The following is a 17,929-nucleotide window of genomic DNA, read 5'->3' on the forward strand; positions in this document are numbered from 1 at the left end:
CCCGGGGTTTCTATTTCTCTTGCGCACCCTCTTTCCCGGCTAGCATCCAGTCTGCCGTTATACCGCTTCCCGCTTGAGCCGTCGATGGTTCAGCCAGTGTACTCCCCCGCCAATCACCAGCCCCCAGAAGGCACTGCCAATGCCCAGCAAGGACACCCCGGACGCCGTCACCATAAAGGTGAGCAGGGCCGCATCCCGCTCGTGCTCGTCACGCAATGCCACGGTCAGGCTGTTCCCTATGGTGCCCAGCAGTGCCAGGCCGGCAATGGCCATAATGAGCTCTTTGGGCAGGGCCGCAAACAACGACACCACGGTGGCGGCAAACAGGCCCATCAGAACATAAAACAGGCCGGCCCAGAGGGTGGCTCTGTAACGCCGCTCGGGCGCGGCATCCACGTCGGGGCCCATGCAGATGGCGGCGCTGATCGCCGCCAGGTTAAAGGAAAAGCCGCCAAAAGGTGCCAGCACCACTCCGGCCAGGCCGGTCACGCTCACCAGCGGGGAGGCCGGCACCTGATAGCCATGGGCACGCAGCACCGCCACACCGGGTACGTTTTGCGAGGCCATGGTGACCACGAACAAGGGAATGCCCACGCCAATCAGGCTGGCCAGGCTGAATGCCGGCCAGGTGAGCACCGGCATGGCCGGCCGCCAGTCGAGCCGCTCCAGGTGCAGCAGGCCCGAGCCCGCCGCCAGCGCCAGACCGGCCAGCAGGCACAGCGGGATCACATAGCGAGGCAGCCGCCGGCGCAACGCCAGATAGACCGCCAGCATGGCGATTACCAGCAAGGGGGCGCTTTGCACCGACACAAACAGGTCCAGGCCAAAGTTAAGCAGCACCCCCCCCAGCATGGCCGCCGCCAGGCCACCGGGCAGCCGCCGCATAATGTGATCAAACCAGCCGGTCAGGCCGCACACCAGCAACAGCACTGAGCTGAACAGAAATACGCCCACCGCTTCCCCCATGGGCAGGCCGGCCAGGGCCGTGACCAGCAGAGCCGCCCCCGGTGTGGACCAGGCGGTGAGCACCGGCTGGCGGTAACGCAGGGTCAGCAACAGGGTGGTCAGCCCCGAGCCCAGTCCCAACGCCCACATCCAGGAGCCGATCTGGGCCTGGCTGGCGCCGGCCGCCGACGCCGCCTGAAAGATAATGGCGGCCGAACTGCTGTAGCCGACCAGCACCGCAATAAAACCGGCGGCAAGGTGGGAAAGACTGAACATGGGGGTCTCCGCAATGTGCGTTATAACGCATGGGTAAGCCATGCTAGCAAATGTATGTTATAACGCACAACAGAAAAACCAGAGGGAGCCGAGCAATGAAAGAGCTGAATCAACACCTGGCCGCCACCCTGAAACGGCTGCGTGCCGAGCAGGGCTGGAGCCTGGATCGCTGCGCACAGGCCACCGGGGTCAGCAAGGCCATGCTGGGCCAGATCGAGCGGGGCGAGTCGAGCCCTACCGTGGCCACCCTGTGGAAGATTGCCGGCGGCTTCAACACCTCGCTGTCTACCTTTCTCGAGCCGGTGCCCGAGCCCGGCCCGGGACCGCTGTTTCGGCAACCGGACCGCCTGCGCCAGCAACCGGCCGGGGACGGCATGCTGGTGGCACCACTATTTCCGTTTGAGACACGGTTTGGCTTTGAAATGATGGAGTTGACCCTGCTGCCGGGCTATCAACGACAATCAGATCCACATGAACCCGGCGTGATTGAGCATGTGATTGTGCGTCAGGGCGAACTTGAACTGCTGCTGGAAGGGCACTGGCAAGCCTTGGCACCGGGCGCGGCGGTACGCTTTAACGCCGACCAACCCCACGGTTACCGCAACCGAAGCGACTCGCCCGTGGTGTTTTACAACCTCATTCACTACCCGGCCTGATCAGGCCGGGCGCGCCCGCAACAGCTCGGCACACAGGCGCACAAAGTCCGATGAGGTGACCATGCCCTGCAACCTGCCCTGTTCGTCCACCACCGTCAGGCAGCCATGCTTGTTGCTGAGAAAGAACTCCACCACCTCGGTCAACGGCGCCTGAACATCCACACTTTCCATATCGGCATCGAGGATCTCCATCACGCGGCACTGTCGCTCGCGCCGCTCCAGGGCGTTGACCCCGTAGTCGGCCAACAGCCGCATAATGGTGGCAATCATGCGCTTTTGAGTGAGCACCCCCAACAGCTTGCCGGTCAGCGGATCCACCACCGGAATATGGCGTATGCCTTTTTCCCGCATCAGCTCGTGGGCATCCTGCAGGGTTGCGGTCTGATCCAGGGTCAACAGTTCGCGGGTCATGATGTCGCCAACGGATTGCAAGGCCATAGAAAGCTTCCTTTTTCTGTTCATCACGATTAAGGCAAAGTATGTGCCCTGTTTTGGCACAGTGCAGCGACGGTTGCAACAAAAAGCCCGCCGGCCTGACCGGCCAGCGGGCTTTACCACTCCTCCTTGTGCTTACTGGCCGGCGGCCAGGGGCTGGTGGCCATCGGTCAGGGGCAGCACATCCACCAGATCGTCACCGCTGACCGCAAAGGCCTGACCAAAGCCCTTGACGAACAGTCCCTGAGTAGGTACCAACCGGAACAGGTGAAAATCGGCCATACCAGCCAGGCCGGTGACGGTATCACCATGGCGTTCGGTAAGCGCCGCCACCCCGGCCTGCCATGATTCGGTGTCACGCTCAACTCGCTCGGGACTGGCATCAAAGGTCAGTCGTTTGCGGGCAAACAGGGTGCGACTGTCCTGCTCGTCTTCCACCATCATCAGCGATACTCTGGGGTTTGCCAGCAGGTTGCGGGCGTGGCGAGCCAGTTCGCTTATCAAAATGTAATAGCCGTCCTTCAGCAGGGCAAAGGGCGCATAACTGACGTTGGGCTGCCCTTCGGCATCCACCGTGGCCAGCAACAGGGTTTTCATGCTGTCCCGGAATTCGCGGATTTCCGGCTCCAGACGCCCCTGCAGCCGGGCCTGTTTTTCTGCCTGGTCAACCATGTTGCAACTCCTTCAGTGCATGAAAGGCGGCGACCTGTGCGGGAAACAGCTTCCCTTTTTCGTCGCGGCCAAGGTAAATTTTAAAAATACAGTGGCCGGCATCATCATAGAAGACCATGGCATGGGCCTCTTTGCCCCGATGCGGCTTGCTCTGCAGGGCGATATGACGAATGGCATCCAGTTTAAGGTGGCCGTGCAGCTCGCCGGGGGCGCCAAACAGGTTGTAGTAGCCATGGCCGATGCGGCCCTTGGGCAGCGGCGCCTTGACCTCAAAAATGGAGCCGGCAGCCTCGATAATGGTGGTCACCGGGCCCCACTCCGCCACCTGCTCCAGCACGGTTTGAGCGTGCTCGCCGGCCAGCGGGCAGACCATGTCGGTGGGCAGGCACTGCATCACTTGCCATTCGCTGGTGTTCAGCCGGCGGGCCATCTCCACCGGGCGCAGCCCCGTCTCAATGGCCAACAGTGCCTGCACCTGCGTGTTCAGTTCAGACATCGGTTGTTCCTTGTTCAGAAGCGATACAGGGCGCTCAGCTTGATGTTGCGCCCCGGCTCATACAGTTCGCTGAAGGCACGACGATAATACTCGTCGGTCAGGTTGTCTACCGTCAGCCCGAGCTCCAGACCGCTGAGCGCACCCTGCGCATACCAGTTCGCGCCCAGATCCAGCAGGGTATAGCCCTCGTATCCCCTGTTTTCAAAGTGCACCGTATCGGCGCGAGTCAAATGAGCGCCCAGCTTCAACTGGTTATCCAACAGCCAGTAGCCGGTGCTGACCACCCATTTGTCAGCAGGAATGCCTTCCAGGGCCTTGCCGGTGTTCTTGTCCCGGCCCAAGGTACGGCCGTAAGACAGGCCCAGCTCCAGATCCTGCCAGCGGTAATCAAGGGCCAGTTCGCCACCCTGAAGCTCGGCGTCCTGCACATTGTCATAACGGGTTTCAAACACCCTGTTGGCAAAATCCATGATGATCTGCTGTTCAATAAAGTCTTCCACACTGTTCTGGAATAGGCTGGCATTCAGCTTCAGCCGGTCATTACTGGCCAGCACACCGTCAAAGGTTGCCCGGGCAATCAGCTCCTTGTTGGCGGCCTTTTCCGGGCGCAGCTCAGGGTTGGGCACAAAGACATTACTTCCCATCGGCCCCAGGGAGAAATGGGTGCCGCTGGTATACAACTCCTCGCTGGTGGGGGCCCTGAAGGCTTCGTCATAACGGGCGATCAGCTCCAGCCAATCGGTGGCCTGCCAGCTCAGCGCCAGCGATTTCGACAGCTCGCTCTCGCTGCGCTTTGAACCGGCCAGGTTTTTGGCCTCGGTCTGAAAATGGTCGTAACGCAGGGCCGGCAGCAGGGTCCAGGCCTCGGCCACAGGCAGCTCGGCCTGCACAAAGCCGCCCACCACCTCGGAACGGCCGTCTGCCGGTGTGGGCCGGTTGGCACCTTGCCGGCTGCCCTGGCTCTTGTCCTGATAGCCGTCCAGCCCATAGGTCAGCTTGCCCCACTCCAGTTGCGAGCGGTTCACCAGGCTGAGCCCCAGGGTGCGGTAATCGGTATGATCCTGCTGGTTCTGTACCACACGAAATTCATCCACTTCAGTACGGTTGTGGTACAGGGTCAGATCCAGATCCACCAGCCCGGATGCCGGGTTCAGCTGATAACCCAGCGCGGTGCTCTGATCGGTCGACTCCCGGTCTACCAGCGGGCTGCTGCTGCCGACATTGGTTTCCGGATTACCGGGCACCGAACCGGTGGTTTCACTGCGACGGTGACTCAGACTCAGGCGCTGGGCATCGTCCAGCTGCCAACCCAGTTTGATCAGACCGCCTCGACCACGCTCGGCGGAATCTGCCAGGCTGCGATCATTTCCCAGGCGCGTATCGTGCTGATCCCGGTAATAGCCGTTCAGCAGCAGATCAAATTGTTCATCGGCACCGTAAAGGGCGGCACTGGTGCGGTTTTGATCCGCCGCCGTGCCATGGCCCTGCTTGATATAGCCACCCACACTCTGGCCGGCGTCCAGCAGCTCCCGGCCATCCTGAGTGGTCTGCGCGACCACGCCGCCGATAGCGCCGCTGCCCCACTGGCTGCCCACTGGTCCCTTGATCACATCAATTTGCTTCAACAATTCCGGATCGTTTTGATAGGTGCCCCGATGTCCGGCCACAAAGTTCTGCCGGGCACCATCCACTAACTGCAGCACTCGGGTGCCTTCCAAACCACGTATTACCGGCTTTTGGTTGCTGCTTCTAGGGCCACCACCGATTTCAATATTGGGCGCATATTTGAGCGCCTCGGCCACGGTGTCGGGCTGCTGCTCGTCCAATTGCTGACGGGTGATCACGACGGTGCTGAACTTACTGTCGCCAAACGTGGACTTGTCGCGGCTGGCCTGCACCAGCACCTCATCCAGCTGGCTGGTGCCCGCCGCCTGGACCGGCAGACCAAGGGCAGTCAAGGTAGCCAAGGCCAACAGAGACAGCCGGCGCTCAGGTAAACACACTGCAATATTCAATCTGTTCACAATGAATTTCTCGTCAAGCTGAGATAAAAACGAGGCGCAGGCTAACCCATAAGAAATAATAACGCAACTCGTTATCATTTACATTGACTATGATTTCGTTTTAGTAATGCAACACATTATCATTTGAATAGACATTGATATAAAAATGCGTATGCTGTGAGTCTCATTTTTTCCCATTTGATTTGTTAAGGGTTGAATCGTGAGCCTGAAACGCTACGGCCTCTTCATTGTGACCTCACTGCTGCTGCACGGATTGCTGGTCCAGGCCATGGAACGTCAGCCGCTGGAAATGGCCCTGGCGCCGGCTGAAAACCCCGGCCCCATCAGTGTGCGCATGTTGCCCACTGTGACTCAGCCTCCCGAGCCAACTCCTCCGGAGCCACCCAAGCCTGAGCCGAAACCGGAACCCAAGCCGAAACCGGAACCCAAGCCAAAGCCAAAACCGCAGCCAAAGCCGGTGCCTAAGCCCGAGCCCAGGCCCGAACCAAAACCGGAGCCCAAGCCCGAACCGCCGCCCGAGCCGGTAAAGCAAGCGCCCAAGCCTCAGACTCAGGCAAAAGACAGTGCGCCCAAACGCATTGAAAAGCCGAGCTTCCGTACACGGCCATCACCCATTGCCTACCCGAACCAGGCCCGCCGGCGTGGACTGGAAGGCACGGTAGTGGTGGAAGTCTGGCTGGATGAGCAGGGCAAGCAGACCAAGCGAGTACTGGCACGCTCTTCCGGTGCGAGCGTGCTTGACAACACCGCACTCAAGGCTATCGCCAAATGGCGTTTTTCCGCCTATGTGGAAAACGGCAAGGCCCTGGCTCACCGCGTACAAATTCCTATTCGTTTCAAACTGGACTAAATCATGGCGTTTCTTAATCAACTGCATTCACAACTGGGCCTGATGAGCTGGCCCCTGATCATCTGCTCCGTTATCACCCTGGCACTGTGGCTGGAGCGAGGGCTTAGCCTGCTCTGGACCAGCCTGCGTGGAGAGCAGGAAAAGCGCCGGCTGCGCCGTCAGGGACTGGTGTGGCCCCAGGAAGATACCGGCCGGGCGGCGTCACTGATGCTGCAAGGCTGTCAGTTGCTGATGATGCATCAGGGCTGCCCCAAGCCAATTCGCGAAGATTTGGCTGCGGTCTGGCTGCAACAGCAGCGTCGTCGGCTGCACGCCGGTTTGCGGGTGCTGACCCTGGTGGGGGTTATCAGCCCGCTGCTGGGTCTGCTGGGCACCGTGCTGGGCCTGATTGAAATGTTCAAAAGCATCGGGGAAAGCGGCGACCCGGTTACCCCGACCCTGCTGGCCGACGGCCTGGGTCTGGCCATGAGCACTACCGCCGCCGGCCTGCTGATCGCCTTGCCCGCCATCGCCGGCGCCCAGCTGTTCGGGCTCTGGGCCGATCGCCTGCTTGATCGTCTGACCCACGAGCTGAACCGCTGCAACCTGCACCTGGAAGGCCTCAAGGTAGGGGAAGCCGCATGATCAAAAGCCCGGACGCCGGCAACAACGGCTGGCGCACCCTGACCCCGGACATTACGCCCCTGCTCGATATCATATTTATCGTGCTGGTGTTTTTGTTGCTCACCGCCAACATTCCGCTGAAGTCCCTTGAGGTGGAGCTGCCCAAAACCGACAGTGAGGCGCTCTCCGTAGTACAAGAGGACAAGAGCATGACCATCAACATGCTGGCAGGCAACCCGGCCTGGGCGCTGCAGGGAGAAAAGTACGAGGACTGGGCGGCCTTCAAGCCGGTGCTTGAACAAAACCTGGATGCCCTGAAAAAGGCGGATCTGATGCTGGCGTCGGACAGCACGGTCACCGTGGACAACATGATGAAGCTGCTGGCCTTTCTGCAGGAGCATGAGATTCAGGCCACCGAGATCTTGATGGAGAACGAATAATGAAAGCCCTGCTGCTCGCCCCCCTGCTGTTGCTGGCCGGCCAGGCGTTCGCCGGTGCCGAGCGCGTGCTCAGCGCCGGCAGCAGCGTTACCGAACTGATTTTGGCGCTGAATGCCCAGGACAGGCTGGTGGCCACCGACAGCACCAGTGTGCTGCCCGATGGGCTGGACCTTCCAAAACTCGGATATCACCGCCAGCTCAGTGCCGAAGGCATGCTCTCTACCGATCCCGACCTGGTGATTGGAAGTACTGAAATGGGTCCCAATGATGCACTTGAACTGCTCAGCAGGACCGACGTGCAGGTGGAAAAACTGCCCGAAGCCCTGACCGTGATGGAGCTTCAGCGCAATATTACACGCCTGGGTGAACTGTTAAACAAAGAAGCCGAAGCCCATGCCCTGCACCAGAAGGTGCAGCAACAGGCCGAAGCGCTCAAGGGCAGTGCCAATGGCAAAAAGGCGGTATTTTTGCTGCTGGGTGACGGTAACCGAGTACAGGTGGCCGGCCGCAATACCCTAGCAGACAGCCTGATTCGACTGGCCGGCGGCGACAACCCGGCCATTGCGCTGGAAGGCTACAAGCCGGTGGCCATGGAAGCCCTGGTGACCATGCAGCCCGAGGTGATCCTGGTAAGCCGCCGCCACCTGGAGCAACAGGGCAACGGCGCCGAGCTGCTGCGCCGCTTTCCGCTGCTGGAGCAGACCCCCGCCGCAACCAATGACGCCATTGTGGCCATTAACGGCCGGGCGCTGATCGGTGGCCTGGGCCTGTCTACCCTTGATGAAGCCGAGCGTCTGCACCGCGAGTGGTTCGGCAAGCCGTGATGCGCCACCCCGCCCTGCTACCGGTACTGCTGGCGTTGCTGGTGGCTACCGGACTCGGCTCGCTGGCCACCGGCCCCATGGCCCTGAACTGGGGCAGTCTGTTCAGCCCGTCCCAGCTAAGCAGTACTGAACAGCTGGTACTACTGCACATTCGCCTGCCACGCACCCTGCTGTGCCTGGCGGTGGGGGCCACCCTGGCCATGTGCGGTGCCGTGATGCAGGGGCTATTTCGCAACCCCCTGGCCGATCCCGGCATTATCGGCGTGTCCAGCGGGGCGGCACTGGGAGCGGCACTGTCCATGGTGCTGCTGGCCCCGCTGACGGCCACCCTGCCCGCCTGGCTGGGGGCCGGCCTGACCTCCTTTATGGCCTTTGGCGGCGGCCTTGTCACCACTTTGGTGATCTACCGGCTGGCGCGTACCCCTCAGGGCACCTCGGTAAGTGTGCTGCTGCTGGCGGGGGTGGCCATCGCCGCCCTGTCCGGCGGAGTGCTGGGGCTGCTGAATTACCTGGCCGACGATCAAACCCTGCGGGATCTCACCCTGTGGCAGATGGGCTCGCTGGCCCAGAGCAGCGTGCCGCAACTGGTGCTGGTGTGCCTCACCGCCCTGGCCCTGGTGCTGCAGCTTGGCCGCCAGGCCACGGCACTGAACGCCCTGTCCCTGGGTGAGTCGGAAGCCCGGCACCTCGGCATTGAGGTGCAACGGCTCAAGCGCCGGCTGGTGCTGATCACCGCCATGGCGGTGGGCGTGTGCGTAGCTGCGGTGGGTATTATCGGCTTTGTCGGGCTGGTGGTGCCGCACCTGGTGCGACTGCTGGCCGGCCCCGACCACCGCAGTCTGTTGCCACTGTCGGCATTGCTGGGTGCCTGGCTGCTGCTGCTGGCCGACATGATGGCCCGCACCCTGGCCGCCCCGGCGGAAATGCCGGTGGGCATAGTGACCGCCCTGCTGGGTGCGCCCTTCTTTCTGTGGCTGCTGCTGAAACAAAAACGAGGGGTTGGGCTGGCATGATGACATATCCCCTGCACATACACGGCCTGTCGCTGTCGATCAACCGTCGAACATTACTGAGCGACATCCACCTTGAGCTTCAAAGCGGCCAGGTTACCGTGCTGATCGGCCCCAACGGCGCCGGCAAAAGTACCCTGTTTCGCTGCATTGCCGGCGAAATGAAGCATGAAGGCGAACTACGCCTGTTTGGCCGCTCACGGACAAACTGGCACAAGCGTGAACTGGCCCGCCGGCTGGCGGTGCTGCCCCAGCAGTCCAGCCTGATGTTTCCGTTTCTGGCCCACGAGGTAGTGGCCATGGGGCGCATTCCCCACGACACCCTGAACCGGGAAAACGAACGCCTTGTAGAAGCTTGCATGCGGCGAGCCAATGTGTGGCATTTAAAGGACGCCGCCTACCCCCGGCTCTCCGGCGGTGAAAAACAGCGGGTGCACTTTGCCCGGGTGCTGGCCCAGCTGGCCGGCGAGCCCGAACAGCAACTGCTGCTGCTAGACGAGCCCACCTCGGCGCTGGATCTGGGTCAGCAGCACGGCCTGCTGAAAGAAGCCCGCGCGCTTGCCGCCGAGGGCACCGCCGTCCTAGTGATTGTGCACGATCTCAATCTGGCGGCCCGCTACGGCGATCACTTGGTGCTGATGCGCGACGGCCGCATCGACTGCACCGGCACCCCCGAGCTGGTGCTCACTCCCGAGCGGGTGGAGAAGCACTTTGGCTACCGCGCTCAGTTGCTGCAAAGCCCGGACGGCCACGCGGTGCTGGTGTAGAAAAAATAATCGCCCTGCCCACTTCTGGCTTTGAGCGGCTCGTGCTATAAGCAAGGCTTCTTCTTTACCGGAAGTGCTTCAATGAAAAAAATCAAAATAAGAAAAGGCTTGCTCTCCTGCGTGCTGATGATGGCGTTGTGGACGCCGCTGCTGGTGTCCGCCGCCGCCATCGACAAACACGCGCAAAAACCGGTCTGGATGGACTGGGCCTTTCTCGGCAACACCGTGGTGTCTGCCTGCCTGACCCGCTGGTGCAACCACAGGGATCCGGACTAATACCTCGCCGCAGGGACGCGGCCTTCTCCTTCCATCAGGCCTGCCTGACCTGTCACTGCGTTCCCCCCAAACCTGATCACACATTTGTTTTACTCAACGCCAATTTTTGTGATCAAAAACTCAAGTAAAACAACATAGCGTTAACATCAGTACGGCATCGGTATAGTGTTGCCAGCAGCAATAAGGTTTACAACCAACAACCAACGCAGAAACAATCAAGGAAGAAATTATGCACAAATTAGGACGTAACCTGCTCATCGCCGCCGGCCTGGCCCTCTCTCCCCTGGCCCAGGCCATGGCTGCCGACACCGATATTGCCGTGCTGATCCCCGGCAAGCATGACGACGGCGGTTTTATGCAGGCCGCCCACCGGGGCTATGAGAAGATTCGTGATCAGCTGGATGTAAACGCCAGCTTTGTATCCAATATCTCCGCCACCTCCGATCCCGTGCAGCTCACCGAGGCCATGCGCGAGCTGGCCCAAAAGGGCCCCGACATGATCATTGCCCACGGCGGCCAGTGCAACGGCCCGGCCCAGACCGTGAGCCAGGAATTCCCCGATATCAAGTTTGTGGTGATTCAGGGCCATGTGCAGGGCCCCAACCTGTCCAGCTATGTGGTGCGCCAGGAAGACTCCGCCTGGCTGGCGGGCGCCCTGGCAGGCCTGACCACAAAATCGAACGTGGTGGGTCATATCTCCGGTGCCTGGCCCAAGCCGGGCCTGATCGGTCGCGCCGCCTTCTATGACGGCCTGATGCACGTCAACCCCGACGCCAAATACCTGACCTGGTTCACCGGCGATCTGGACAACACCGGCATCAACGCCGAGGCCGCCGCCGCCGAAATCGCCCATAATGCCGATGTGATCTACACCATGCTCAACGCCGGTCGTCAGGGTGTGATTGACGAGATCAAAAAGCACAACGGCGAGGTACGCCACATTGGTAACGTGTCGGACTGGACCCAGGTGGATGACACCTTTGTGGGCTCGGCGGTGGCCGACGCCAGCGTGGCCATTTTGAACGCCGCCCAGGACTTCACCACAGGCAAATGGCAGCCCGACCGAATTACCGAAATCGGCCTGGGCCAGGGCGACGTGGTCAAGCTGACCCTGGCAGAAGACGTGTCTCCCGAGGTGCGTGCCAAACTGGATGAACTGGCAGAAAAGCTGATCAGCGGCGAGATCACCATGAACACCACCTATGAAGGTAAGGAATTCCACCCCGCCACCGGTGATTTTGTGGACCAGTCGTTCAAGGAAACCCTGAAAACCAAGTCCTGATCCTGTCTGTTGAATAACTGAGCGCCTTCGGCGCTGATGCGGGCGGGCCGCCCGCGCTCCAGTGAGTAGGTTGGCGATGAGCGCAGCGAATCCCAACATTTCGCAGCCGCCAGCGTGTTGGAATTCGCTGCGCTCATTCGCAACCTACCCTGCTTCGCATAACCGCCATTCCTGCCAGCCAGGATCTTCGCTTTTTCACCCCACTCGCCTCTGGCATTCCCCGCCAAGCCAAGTACCATATAGCGCCATGGCCCTGCGTTGGCCGCGGGCTGGTTCACAGCCTGCCCCTGTGATCTGTCAATACGGCCTGTCAACTCACTGATTTATCAGGACAATATAGAAATGGCTCAATTTGTTTACACCATGCACCGCGTGGGCAAGGTGGTTCCGCCCAAGCGTCATATTCTGAAAAATATCTCCCTGTCGTTCTTTCCCGGCGCCAAAATCGGCGTACTGGGTCTGAACGGCGCCGGTAAGTCCACCCTGCTGCGCATCATGGCCGGCATCGACACCGAGATTGAAGGTGAAGCCCGCGCCCAGCCCGGCATCAAGATCGGCTACCTGCCCCAGGAGCCCCAGCTCAACCCCGAGCATACCGTGCGCCAGGAAGTAGAAGAAGGCGTGGCCGAAGTGGCCGGCGCCCTGAAAGAGCTGGACGCCGTTTACGCCGCCTATGCCGATCCGGACGCCGACTTCGACAAGCTGGCCAAGCGCCAGGGCGAGCTGGAGGCCATTATTCAGGCCCACGACGGCCACAACCTGGACAACCAGCTTGAGCGCGCCGCCGACGCCCTGCGCCTGCCGCCCTGGGATGCGGTAGTAGGCAAGCTGTCCGGTGGTGAGCGCCGCCGGGTGGCCATGTGCAAGCTGCTGCTGGAAAAGCCCGACATGCTGCTGCTCGACGAACCCACCAACCACCTGGACGCCGAGTCCGTGGCCTGGCTGGAGCGTTTCCTGCACGACTACGAAGGCACCGTGGTGGCCATTACCCACGACCGTTACTTCCTCGACAACGTGGCCGGCTGGATCCTGGAGCTGGACCGGGGCGAAGGCATTCCCTGGGAAGGCAACTATTCTTCCTGGCTGGAGCAAAAAGATCAGCGCCTGTCTCAGGAAGCCTCTTCCGAAGCCGCCCGCCAGAAGTCCATTCAGAAGGAACTGGAGTGGGTGCGCCAGAACCCGAAAGGCCGCCAGGCCAAGTCCAAGGCCCGTATGGCCCGCTTTGAAGAGCTGCAGAACCAGGATTTCCAGAAGCGCAACGAGACCAACGAGCTGTTTATTCCGCCCGGTCCGCGCCTGGGTGACAAGGTGGTCGAGGTGGAAAACCTGACCAAGTCCTACGGCGACCGCGTGCTGATTGACTCCCTGTCATTCAGCATTCCCAAGGGCGCCATCGTCGGCATTATCGGCCCTAACGGCGCCGGTAAGTCCACCCTGTTCCGCATGCTCACCCAAGCCGAGCAGCCGGACGGCGGTAACATCACCCTGGGTGATACCGTGCAACTGGCCTCGGTGGAGCAGTTCCGCGACGCCATGGACAACAACAAGAGCGTGTGGGAAGAAGTGTCCGGCGGCCTCGACATGATGCGCATCGGCAACCTGGAGATCCCCAGCCGGGCCTACCTGGGCCGGTTCAACTTCAAGGGCACCGATCAGCAGAAGCGGGTCGGCGAGCTGTCTGGTGGTGAACGCGGCCGCCTGCACATGGCCAAGCTGCTGCAGACCGGCGGCAACGTGCTGCTGCTCGACGAACCCACCAACGACCTGGACGTGGAAACCCTGCGCGCCCTGGAAAACGCCCTGCTGGAATTCCCCGGCTGCGCCATGGTGATCTCCCACGACCGCTGGTTCCTCGACCGCATCGCCACCCACATCCTCGACTATAAAGACGAAGGCAAGGTGGAATTCTTTGAAGGCAACTTCACCGAATACGAAGAGTGGAAGAAGAAAACCTACGGCGCCGAAGCCATTCAGCCCAAGCGCATCAAGTACAAGCGCATCGCCAAGTAAGCGCACCCGCTCATGCCAAAGCCCGCTAACGCGGGCTTTTTCATATCTGGCTGGGCGCCGGTCACAACCGGACTTGCCCCCACACCGCGGCCATGGCCGCGTGTTAATGCCGATGCGGGAGCCTTTCGGCAAGCGCCCGGCTTAGAAATGCCATTCCATATTCAGGGTAGGTGCATCGGTATCGACGCCCGGCTTGCCGTGGTTACCATACTTGTTGCGCCAATATTCGTATCCCACCCCAAGCCAAAAGATGTTCTTCTTGTTGAAGGCCAGCTGACCCACGTCCAGCATCAGCGAGGCGCGCAGCAGGTGCTCCGGCTTGGTCTCGTTGTTGAAATAGTCTTTCCCCTTGGCGCCGTTGTAGTTGGTGAATCCCTGGAACTTCATCGGCAGGCCGACGGCCTCGAACGGCAAACCCCAGGCCAGGTTGATCTGATAGTAGGGATCGAAACTCAGATCCTGATGGGTGCAGAACGCCAGGCCACAATGGTTGCTCTCGCGGGCATAATAGAGGCTCAGATCGAGAAAACCGGGCACGTCGAACTTCAGGGTCGGTCCCACTGCCAGAAAGCGCTTGCGCGGCGCAAAGGCCGAGTTCTTGGTATTGAGATCGAAACCGGCGGTCAACGCCACTTCCTTCACCGGGCCAAAGCCGAGGTCGGTGTCAAACAGCTTACCCAGATGCAGCTGGTGACGATAGGCCAGGTAAAACTCGGTTGCACCATCACTGCTGCCATTGGCCGGATCCTCACTGCCGGACTTGAGTACGTCCAGGTTAAAGTAGTTCTGGCCCAGGGAATAACCGCTGGCATGGGTCAACTGCACGATGTTTTTGCTCACATCCCGCGCATTGTTAGGCTCGGTAAACTCGGAGCCATAGCGGTAGCCGATAAAGGTATCGGACCAGGTGGCCGCCTGCAGCGGGGCAGACACGGTAAAGGTCATGGCCGCAAGGGTGGCCAGTTTGTGCAATTTCATCCGTTTATTACTCCATTAAATACCGGCCGGGTGGCCGGAATACTCCTGAAAAATGACGGTACGCCGCCCACAGACAAGGGACCCGGGCCAGATCTGACCCGGGGATTGCCGGGGTTAGCAAAACGGGGGTTAGGAAACCTGGGGCGCGACCGAGGCGCCGGACTCCCGCATCAACTTCCTGAGCGCGCCCCAGGCCGCCCATGACAACAGGGCGACACAGAGGAACAAGAGTCCGGCGCTCAGCGGCCGCTCGACAAAGGTCATGGGATCACCGCGGGACAACAGCAGGGCCCGGCGCAGGTTCTCCTCCAGCATGGGACCCAGCACGAAGCCCAGCAGCAGGGGCGCCGGGTTGAAGCCCAGCTTGGCCAGCAGGTAGCCGGCCGCCCCCACCAGCGACACCACGTAGACGTCGAACACATTGTTGTTGACGCTGTAGACCCCGAGGCAGATAAACACCAGTATCGCCGGATAGAGCATGCTGAAGGGGATCCGCACCAGCGACACCCAGATGCCGATCAGCGGCAGGTTCAGTACCAGCAGCATCAGGTTGCCGATGCCAAAGCTGACAATCAGCCCCCAGAACATGGCCGGGTTTTCCGACACCATCAGCGGCCCGGGCTGGATGCCGTGGATCATCATGGCGCCCAGCATCAGCGCCATCACCACGTCCCCGGGAATGCCCAACGTGAGGGTGGGAATGAAGGCGGTCATGGCGCCGGAGTTGTTGGCCGCCTCGGGCCCGGCCACCCCTTCCAGCGCGCCCTTGCCGAAGCGCTCCGGCTCCCGGGATACCTTCTTCTCCACCGCATAGGAAATAAATGAAGCAATGGCGGCCCCCGTCCCCGGCATGGCGCCGAAAAAGCTACCGATGGCGGTGCCCCGCAGCACGGGACACACCGAACGCCGAACCTCGTCCCGCCCGGGCAGCATGGATCTCAGGTTGAAGCGCGTGTTGATACTGCCGGTCTCCCCCGCCCGGATGCTGGTAATCACCTCGGAGATGCCGAACAACCCCATGGCCAGGGCCACCAGGTTGATGCCGTCCATCAGCTCGGGCACCCCGAAGGTAAAGCGCGGCAGGCCGGTGTTCACATCGGTCCCTACCCCGCCCAGCAGCAGCCCCAGCACCACCATGGCCAGGCTCTTGGCCGGCGATCCGGAGCCCACCGCCGAGGCGGCGATCAGTCCCAGCAGCATCAGTGCAAAATACTCCGCCGGGCCAAAGGCCAGGCCCACCCGGGACAAGACGGACCCGAGGCCGATCAGCATCAGCAGGCCTAGCATGGAGCCCACAAAGGAACTGGCCATGGCGGTAAAGAGCGCAACCCCCGCCTTGCCTTGTTTCGCCAGGGGATAGCCGTCCAGGCTGGTCACCGCCGACGACGGCGTGCCCGGCAGGTTGAGCAGGATGGAGGCGATGGAGCCGCCGTACTGGGAGCCGTAGAACACCCCGGCCAGCATGGCAATGGCGGCGGTGGAAGGAATGTAGTAGGTGATGGGCAGCAGCAGCGAAATGGCCGCCATGGCCCCCACCCCGGGCAATACCCCTACCAGGGTGCCCAGAAACACGCCGATGAAACAATACAGCAGCATGCTCGGCTGGATAGCGGCCTGCAGTCCCAGCCATAGTCCGTCAAAAATATCCATTGTCTGTTCCTGGTTATCCTCAAGTCTCGAACCGACCGGTGCCCTGTTCAGGCGGATACCGGCCACAACGGTAAGTGCTCAAGCCTCAGCCACTCCAGGGCCAGGTCTTGATCGCCATGCCCAACCCCAGGGAAAAAATCGAATAGGCAATGAGGGCAATGCCCAGTGCCACCTTGCACTTGGTGCCCCAAGTCAGCTTGCGCTCGGGCACCAGGGCCAGCAGCACCGTCACCAGGGTGGCCACCACCAGGCCGCCCGAGGCCAGCAGTCCGCCAAACACCGCGATGCTGACGATGACGAAAAAGGCGCTGCCCCACTCGGTGCTTATCGGCTCGCCGGAGCGAAACCAGGCCGGTATGGCGATGCACATGCCCAGCAGCGCCAGCACACCGCCCAGGCTCACCGGCAGGAAGCCGGGGCCCATATTGTGAACGCCGCCAAACTGATAATGCGTCTGGCCGTACCAGACGGCGAACAGGCCGACGGCAGCAAGTCCGACCCCTCCGATGATGCCTTTGATGTCACGCCTCAACATGGCAAACCCCTCCTCCTTGTCTCGCTATTCTTTTGTGGGGAGTCATCCCCACAAAAGCGCACACCTTGCGCCGGCCAGGCTCAGCTACCCCGAATATCGAGTCGTTCAATCAGGGCCGACAGGCGGGCATGGTCGTCCGCATTAATGGTCCCCAGGGCCTCCGGCTTGCCCCCCACCGGCACGGCGCCGAAGCTCGCCAGCTGCTCAACCACCTCGGGCAGCAGCAGTATCTCGTTCAGGTGCTTGTTAAGCAGTTGCACCACCTCATCATCGGTGCCTTTTGGCGCCATCATCCCGTGCCAGGCACCCAGCCGCACCTGGTCGTAGCCCTGCTCGGCCACGGTGGCCAGCTCCGGCATCACCGGCGAACGTTCCGGATCGGTCACCGCCACCGGCACCAACTGACCCGACTCGATCAACTGGGCCACGGGACCGTAGACCACATACCCCAGATCCACATGACCGGCGAGCAGATCCGGAATGATGGGCCCGATGCCCCGGTAGGGAATGTGCAGCGCCTTGATGCCGGCGGCGTTGTTGAGCCATTCGGCGGCGATATGCATGGGCGAGCCGGCGCCGGGGCTGGCGTAGTTAAGCGGCTTGCCATCGCGGGCCTGACCGACCAGATCCGCCACACTGGTGATGCCGGACTTGGGATTGGCCACCAGCAACACCGACTGCTTGCTGGCCAGGATCACCGGCTCGAAGCCGTTCAGCACGTCGTAACGGGATGCCTTGGGCAGGGCCATCACCAGGGGCGCCGTGGTGAAGGTGTTGGGCGTGAACAACAGGGTGTGACCATCGGCCTTGGCCCGGCTGACGTAACTGTTACCGATGGTGCCCGCCGCTCCGGGGCGGTTTTCCACGATCACCGGCTGCCCCAGGCGGCTGGTGAGCTTGTCGGCGAACAGTCGGGCGATGGCGTCCACATCCCCGCCCGGCGGATAGGACACTACGATGGACACCGGCTTGCTGGGATAACCGTCGGCCTGAGCTCCCCCGGCCAGCAGGGCGGCGGAGGCCAGGGCCGCACCGATAAAAAGTCTGCGAGTCAATTCCATTTTGCTCTCCTTGGCACCTGAAGCGTGCCGTTGAATCCAGTGATGTCGGGTGATGGCCACCCTAAAAATTTCACATATAAAACTTTGTTTTAAATGCAATAAAACTCTAAATCGCTTTGTTTCTCCCTGTCAAACCCCA

19 protein-coding genes are annotated in these 17,929 nt (G+C 61.3%); 10 read left to right on the top strand and 9 right to left on the bottom strand.

Annotation, left to right across the window (positions count from 1 at the left end; all coding sequences use genetic code 11):
* Positions 1-57 precede the first annotated feature (57 nt).
* Positions 58-1,221 carry a benzoate/H(+) symporter BenE family transporter gene (locus tag B6S08_RS07530; protein ID WP_094200104.1) on the bottom strand — a complete coding sequence of 388 codons (1,164 nt, stop codon included), beginning with the start codon at positions 1,219-1,221 and terminating at the stop codon, positions 58-60.
* A 95-nt stretch (positions 1,222-1,316) separates the two neighbouring features.
* Between B6S08_RS07530 and B6S08_RS07535 the strand changes: the two genes are divergently transcribed.
* Positions 1,317-1,877, top strand: a complete 561-nt coding sequence (locus B6S08_RS07535; RefSeq protein WP_094200105.1) for a helix-turn-helix domain-containing protein — start codon at positions 1,317-1,319, stop codon at positions 1,875-1,877.
* Here the strand turns inward: B6S08_RS07535 and B6S08_RS07540 are convergent, their stop codons facing one another.
* The 4 genes from B6S08_RS07540 to B6S08_RS07555 form a co-directional block, all read right to left on the bottom strand.
* Positions 1,878-2,315, bottom strand: coding sequence for a CBS domain-containing protein (locus B6S08_RS07540; RefSeq protein ID WP_094200106.1), 438 nt, complete (start codon positions 2,313-2,315; stop codon positions 1,878-1,880).
* A 132-nt stretch (positions 2,316-2,447) separates the two neighbouring features.
* Positions 2,448-2,984 (bottom strand): heme utilization protein HutZ, encoded by a 537-nt coding sequence (gene hutZ / locus B6S08_RS07545; protein WP_094200107.1) that lies wholly within the window; start codon positions 2,982-2,984, stop codon positions 2,448-2,450.
* Positions 2,977-3,480: a heme utilization cystosolic carrier protein HutX gene (hutX, locus tag B6S08_RS07550; protein WP_094200108.1), complete on the bottom strand. Its 504-nt coding sequence runs from the start codon at positions 3,478-3,480 to the stop codon at positions 2,977-2,979. Before hutX ends, hutZ begins: the two co-directional genes overlap by 8 nt.
* Before the next feature lie 14 nt (positions 3,481-3,494).
* Entirely contained in the window at positions 3,495-5,504 is a 2,010-nt protein-coding gene (locus B6S08_RS07555; RefSeq protein ID WP_169716372.1) for a TonB-dependent hemoglobin/transferrin/lactoferrin family receptor, read from the bottom strand.
* A 199-nt stretch (positions 5,505-5,703) separates the two neighbouring features.
* Between B6S08_RS07555 and B6S08_RS07560 the strand changes: the two genes are divergently transcribed.
* From B6S08_RS07560 to ettA, 9 genes are all read left to right on the top strand, one after another.
* Complete coding sequence (locus B6S08_RS07560) at positions 5,704-6,354, top strand: energy transducer TonB (RefSeq protein WP_211284171.1); 651 nt, start codon at positions 5,704-5,706, stop codon at positions 6,352-6,354.
* 3 nt (positions 6,355-6,357) lie between these two features.
* Positions 6,358-6,978: a MotA/TolQ/ExbB proton channel family protein gene (locus B6S08_RS07565; RefSeq protein WP_094200110.1), complete on the top strand. Its 621-nt coding sequence runs from the start codon at positions 6,358-6,360 to the stop codon at positions 6,976-6,978.
* Complete coding sequence (locus tag B6S08_RS07570; protein ID WP_094200111.1) at positions 6,975-7,397, top strand: ExbD/TolR family protein; 423 nt, start codon at positions 6,975-6,977, stop codon at positions 7,395-7,397. Before B6S08_RS07565 ends, B6S08_RS07570 begins: the two co-directional genes overlap by 4 nt.
* Positions 7,397-8,221, top strand: coding sequence for a heme/hemin ABC transporter substrate-binding protein (locus B6S08_RS07575; RefSeq protein ID WP_094200112.1), 825 nt, complete (start codon positions 7,397-7,399; stop codon positions 8,219-8,221). The genes B6S08_RS07570 and B6S08_RS07575 overlap by 1 nt, the downstream gene beginning before the upstream one ends.
* The gene (locus B6S08_RS07580; RefSeq protein ID WP_094200582.1) at positions 8,218-9,234 is read left to right on the top strand and encodes a FecCD family ABC transporter permease; all 1,017 of its coding nucleotides are present in this window, start codon (positions 8,218-8,220) and stop codon (positions 9,232-9,234) included. The genes B6S08_RS07575 and B6S08_RS07580 overlap by 4 nt, the downstream gene beginning before the upstream one ends.
* The gene (locus B6S08_RS07585) at positions 9,234-9,998 is read left to right on the top strand and encodes a heme ABC transporter ATP-binding protein (RefSeq protein WP_169716389.1); all 765 of its coding nucleotides are present in this window, start codon (positions 9,234-9,236) and stop codon (positions 9,996-9,998) included. Before B6S08_RS07580 ends, B6S08_RS07585 begins: the two co-directional genes overlap by 1 nt.
* A gap of 81 nt (positions 9,999-10,079) precedes the next feature.
* Complete coding sequence (locus B6S08_RS07590; protein ID WP_094200113.1) at positions 10,080-10,274, top strand: hypothetical protein; 195 nt, start codon at positions 10,080-10,082, stop codon at positions 10,272-10,274.
* 229 nt (positions 10,275-10,503) lie between these two features.
* Positions 10,504-11,556, top strand: coding sequence for a BMP family protein (locus tag B6S08_RS07595; RefSeq protein ID WP_094200114.1), 1,053 nt, complete (start codon positions 10,504-10,506; stop codon positions 11,554-11,556).
* Positions 11,557-11,898: 342 nt separating this feature from the next.
* On the top strand, positions 11,899-13,566 hold the full coding sequence (ettA, locus tag B6S08_RS07600; RefSeq protein ID WP_094200115.1) for an energy-dependent translational throttle protein EttA: 1,668 nt from the start codon (positions 11,899-11,901) through the stop codon (positions 13,564-13,566).
* A 141-nt stretch (positions 13,567-13,707) separates the two neighbouring features.
* Here the strand turns inward: ettA and B6S08_RS07605 are convergent, their stop codons facing one another.
* The 4 genes from B6S08_RS07605 to B6S08_RS07620 form a co-directional block, all read right to left on the bottom strand.
* Positions 13,708-14,544, bottom strand: a complete 837-nt coding sequence (locus tag B6S08_RS07605) for an outer membrane protein OmpK (RefSeq protein WP_094200116.1) — start codon at positions 14,542-14,544, stop codon at positions 13,708-13,710.
* Between the two features lie 129 nt (positions 14,545-14,673).
* Positions 14,674-16,194 carry a tripartite tricarboxylate transporter permease gene (locus B6S08_RS07610; protein ID WP_094200117.1) on the bottom strand — a complete coding sequence of 507 codons (1,521 nt, stop codon included), beginning with the start codon at positions 16,192-16,194 and terminating at the stop codon, positions 14,674-14,676.
* An 85-nt stretch (positions 16,195-16,279) separates the two neighbouring features.
* Complete coding sequence (locus B6S08_RS07615; protein WP_094200118.1) at positions 16,280-16,729, bottom strand: tripartite tricarboxylate transporter TctB family protein; 450 nt, start codon at positions 16,727-16,729, stop codon at positions 16,280-16,282.
* 80 nt (positions 16,730-16,809) lie between these two features.
* Positions 16,810-17,790, bottom strand: coding sequence for a Bug family tripartite tricarboxylate transporter substrate binding protein (locus tag B6S08_RS07620; protein WP_094200119.1), 981 nt, complete (start codon positions 17,788-17,790; stop codon positions 16,810-16,812).
* Between the last annotated feature and the right edge of the window lie 139 nt (positions 17,791-17,929).

This window comes from Oceanimonas doudoroffii (assembly GCF_002242685.1).
Classification (GTDB): domain Bacteria; phylum Pseudomonadota; class Gammaproteobacteria; order Enterobacterales; family Aeromonadaceae; genus Oceanimonas; species Oceanimonas doudoroffii.

Coding starts and splice junctions, on each gene's coding strand:
- B6S08_RS07530 (WP_094200104.1), bottom strand. CDS start 1,221: ATGTTCAGTCTTTCCCACCTTGCCGCCGGTTTTATTGCGGTGCTGGTC.
- B6S08_RS07535 (WP_094200105.1), top strand. CDS start 1,317: ATGAAAGAGCTGAATCAACACCTGGCCGCCACCCTGAAACGGCTGCGT.
- B6S08_RS07540 (WP_094200106.1), bottom strand. CDS start 2,315: ATGGCCTTGCAATCCGTTGGCGACATCATGACCCGCGAACTGTTGACC.
- hutZ (WP_094200107.1), bottom strand. CDS start 2,984: ATGGTTGACCAGGCAGAAAAACAGGCCCGGCTGCAGGGGCGTCTGGAG.
- hutX (WP_094200108.1), bottom strand. CDS start 3,480: ATGTCTGAACTGAACACGCAGGTGCAGGCACTGTTGGCCATTGAGACG.
- B6S08_RS07565 (WP_094200110.1), top strand. CDS start 6,358: ATGGCGTTTCTTAATCAACTGCATTCACAACTGGGCCTGATGAGCTGG.
- B6S08_RS07570 (WP_094200111.1), top strand. CDS start 6,975: ATGATCAAAAGCCCGGACGCCGGCAACAACGGCTGGCGCACCCTGACC.
- B6S08_RS07575 (WP_094200112.1), top strand. CDS start 7,397: ATGAAAGCCCTGCTGCTCGCCCCCCTGCTGTTGCTGGCCGGCCAGGCG.
- B6S08_RS07585 (WP_169716389.1), top strand. CDS start 9,234: ATGACATATCCCCTGCACATACACGGCCTGTCGCTGTCGATCAACCGT.
- B6S08_RS07590 (WP_094200113.1), top strand. CDS start 10,080: ATGAAAAAAATCAAAATAAGAAAAGGCTTGCTCTCCTGCGTGCTGATG.
- B6S08_RS07595 (WP_094200114.1), top strand. CDS start 10,504: ATGCACAAATTAGGACGTAACCTGCTCATCGCCGCCGGCCTGGCCCTC.
- ettA (WP_094200115.1), top strand. CDS start 11,899: ATGGCTCAATTTGTTTACACCATGCACCGCGTGGGCAAGGTGGTTCCG.
- B6S08_RS07605 (WP_094200116.1), bottom strand. CDS start 14,544: ATGAAATTGCACAAACTGGCCACCCTTGCGGCCATGACCTTTACCGTG.
- B6S08_RS07610 (WP_094200117.1), bottom strand. CDS start 16,194: ATGGATATTTTTGACGGACTATGGCTGGGACTGCAGGCCGCTATCCAG.
- B6S08_RS07615 (WP_094200118.1), bottom strand. CDS start 16,729: ATGTTGAGGCGTGACATCAAAGGCATCATCGGAGGGGTCGGACTTGCT.
- B6S08_RS07620 (WP_094200119.1), bottom strand. CDS start 17,790: ATGGAATTGACTCGCAGACTTTTTATCGGTGCGGCCCTGGCCTCCGCC.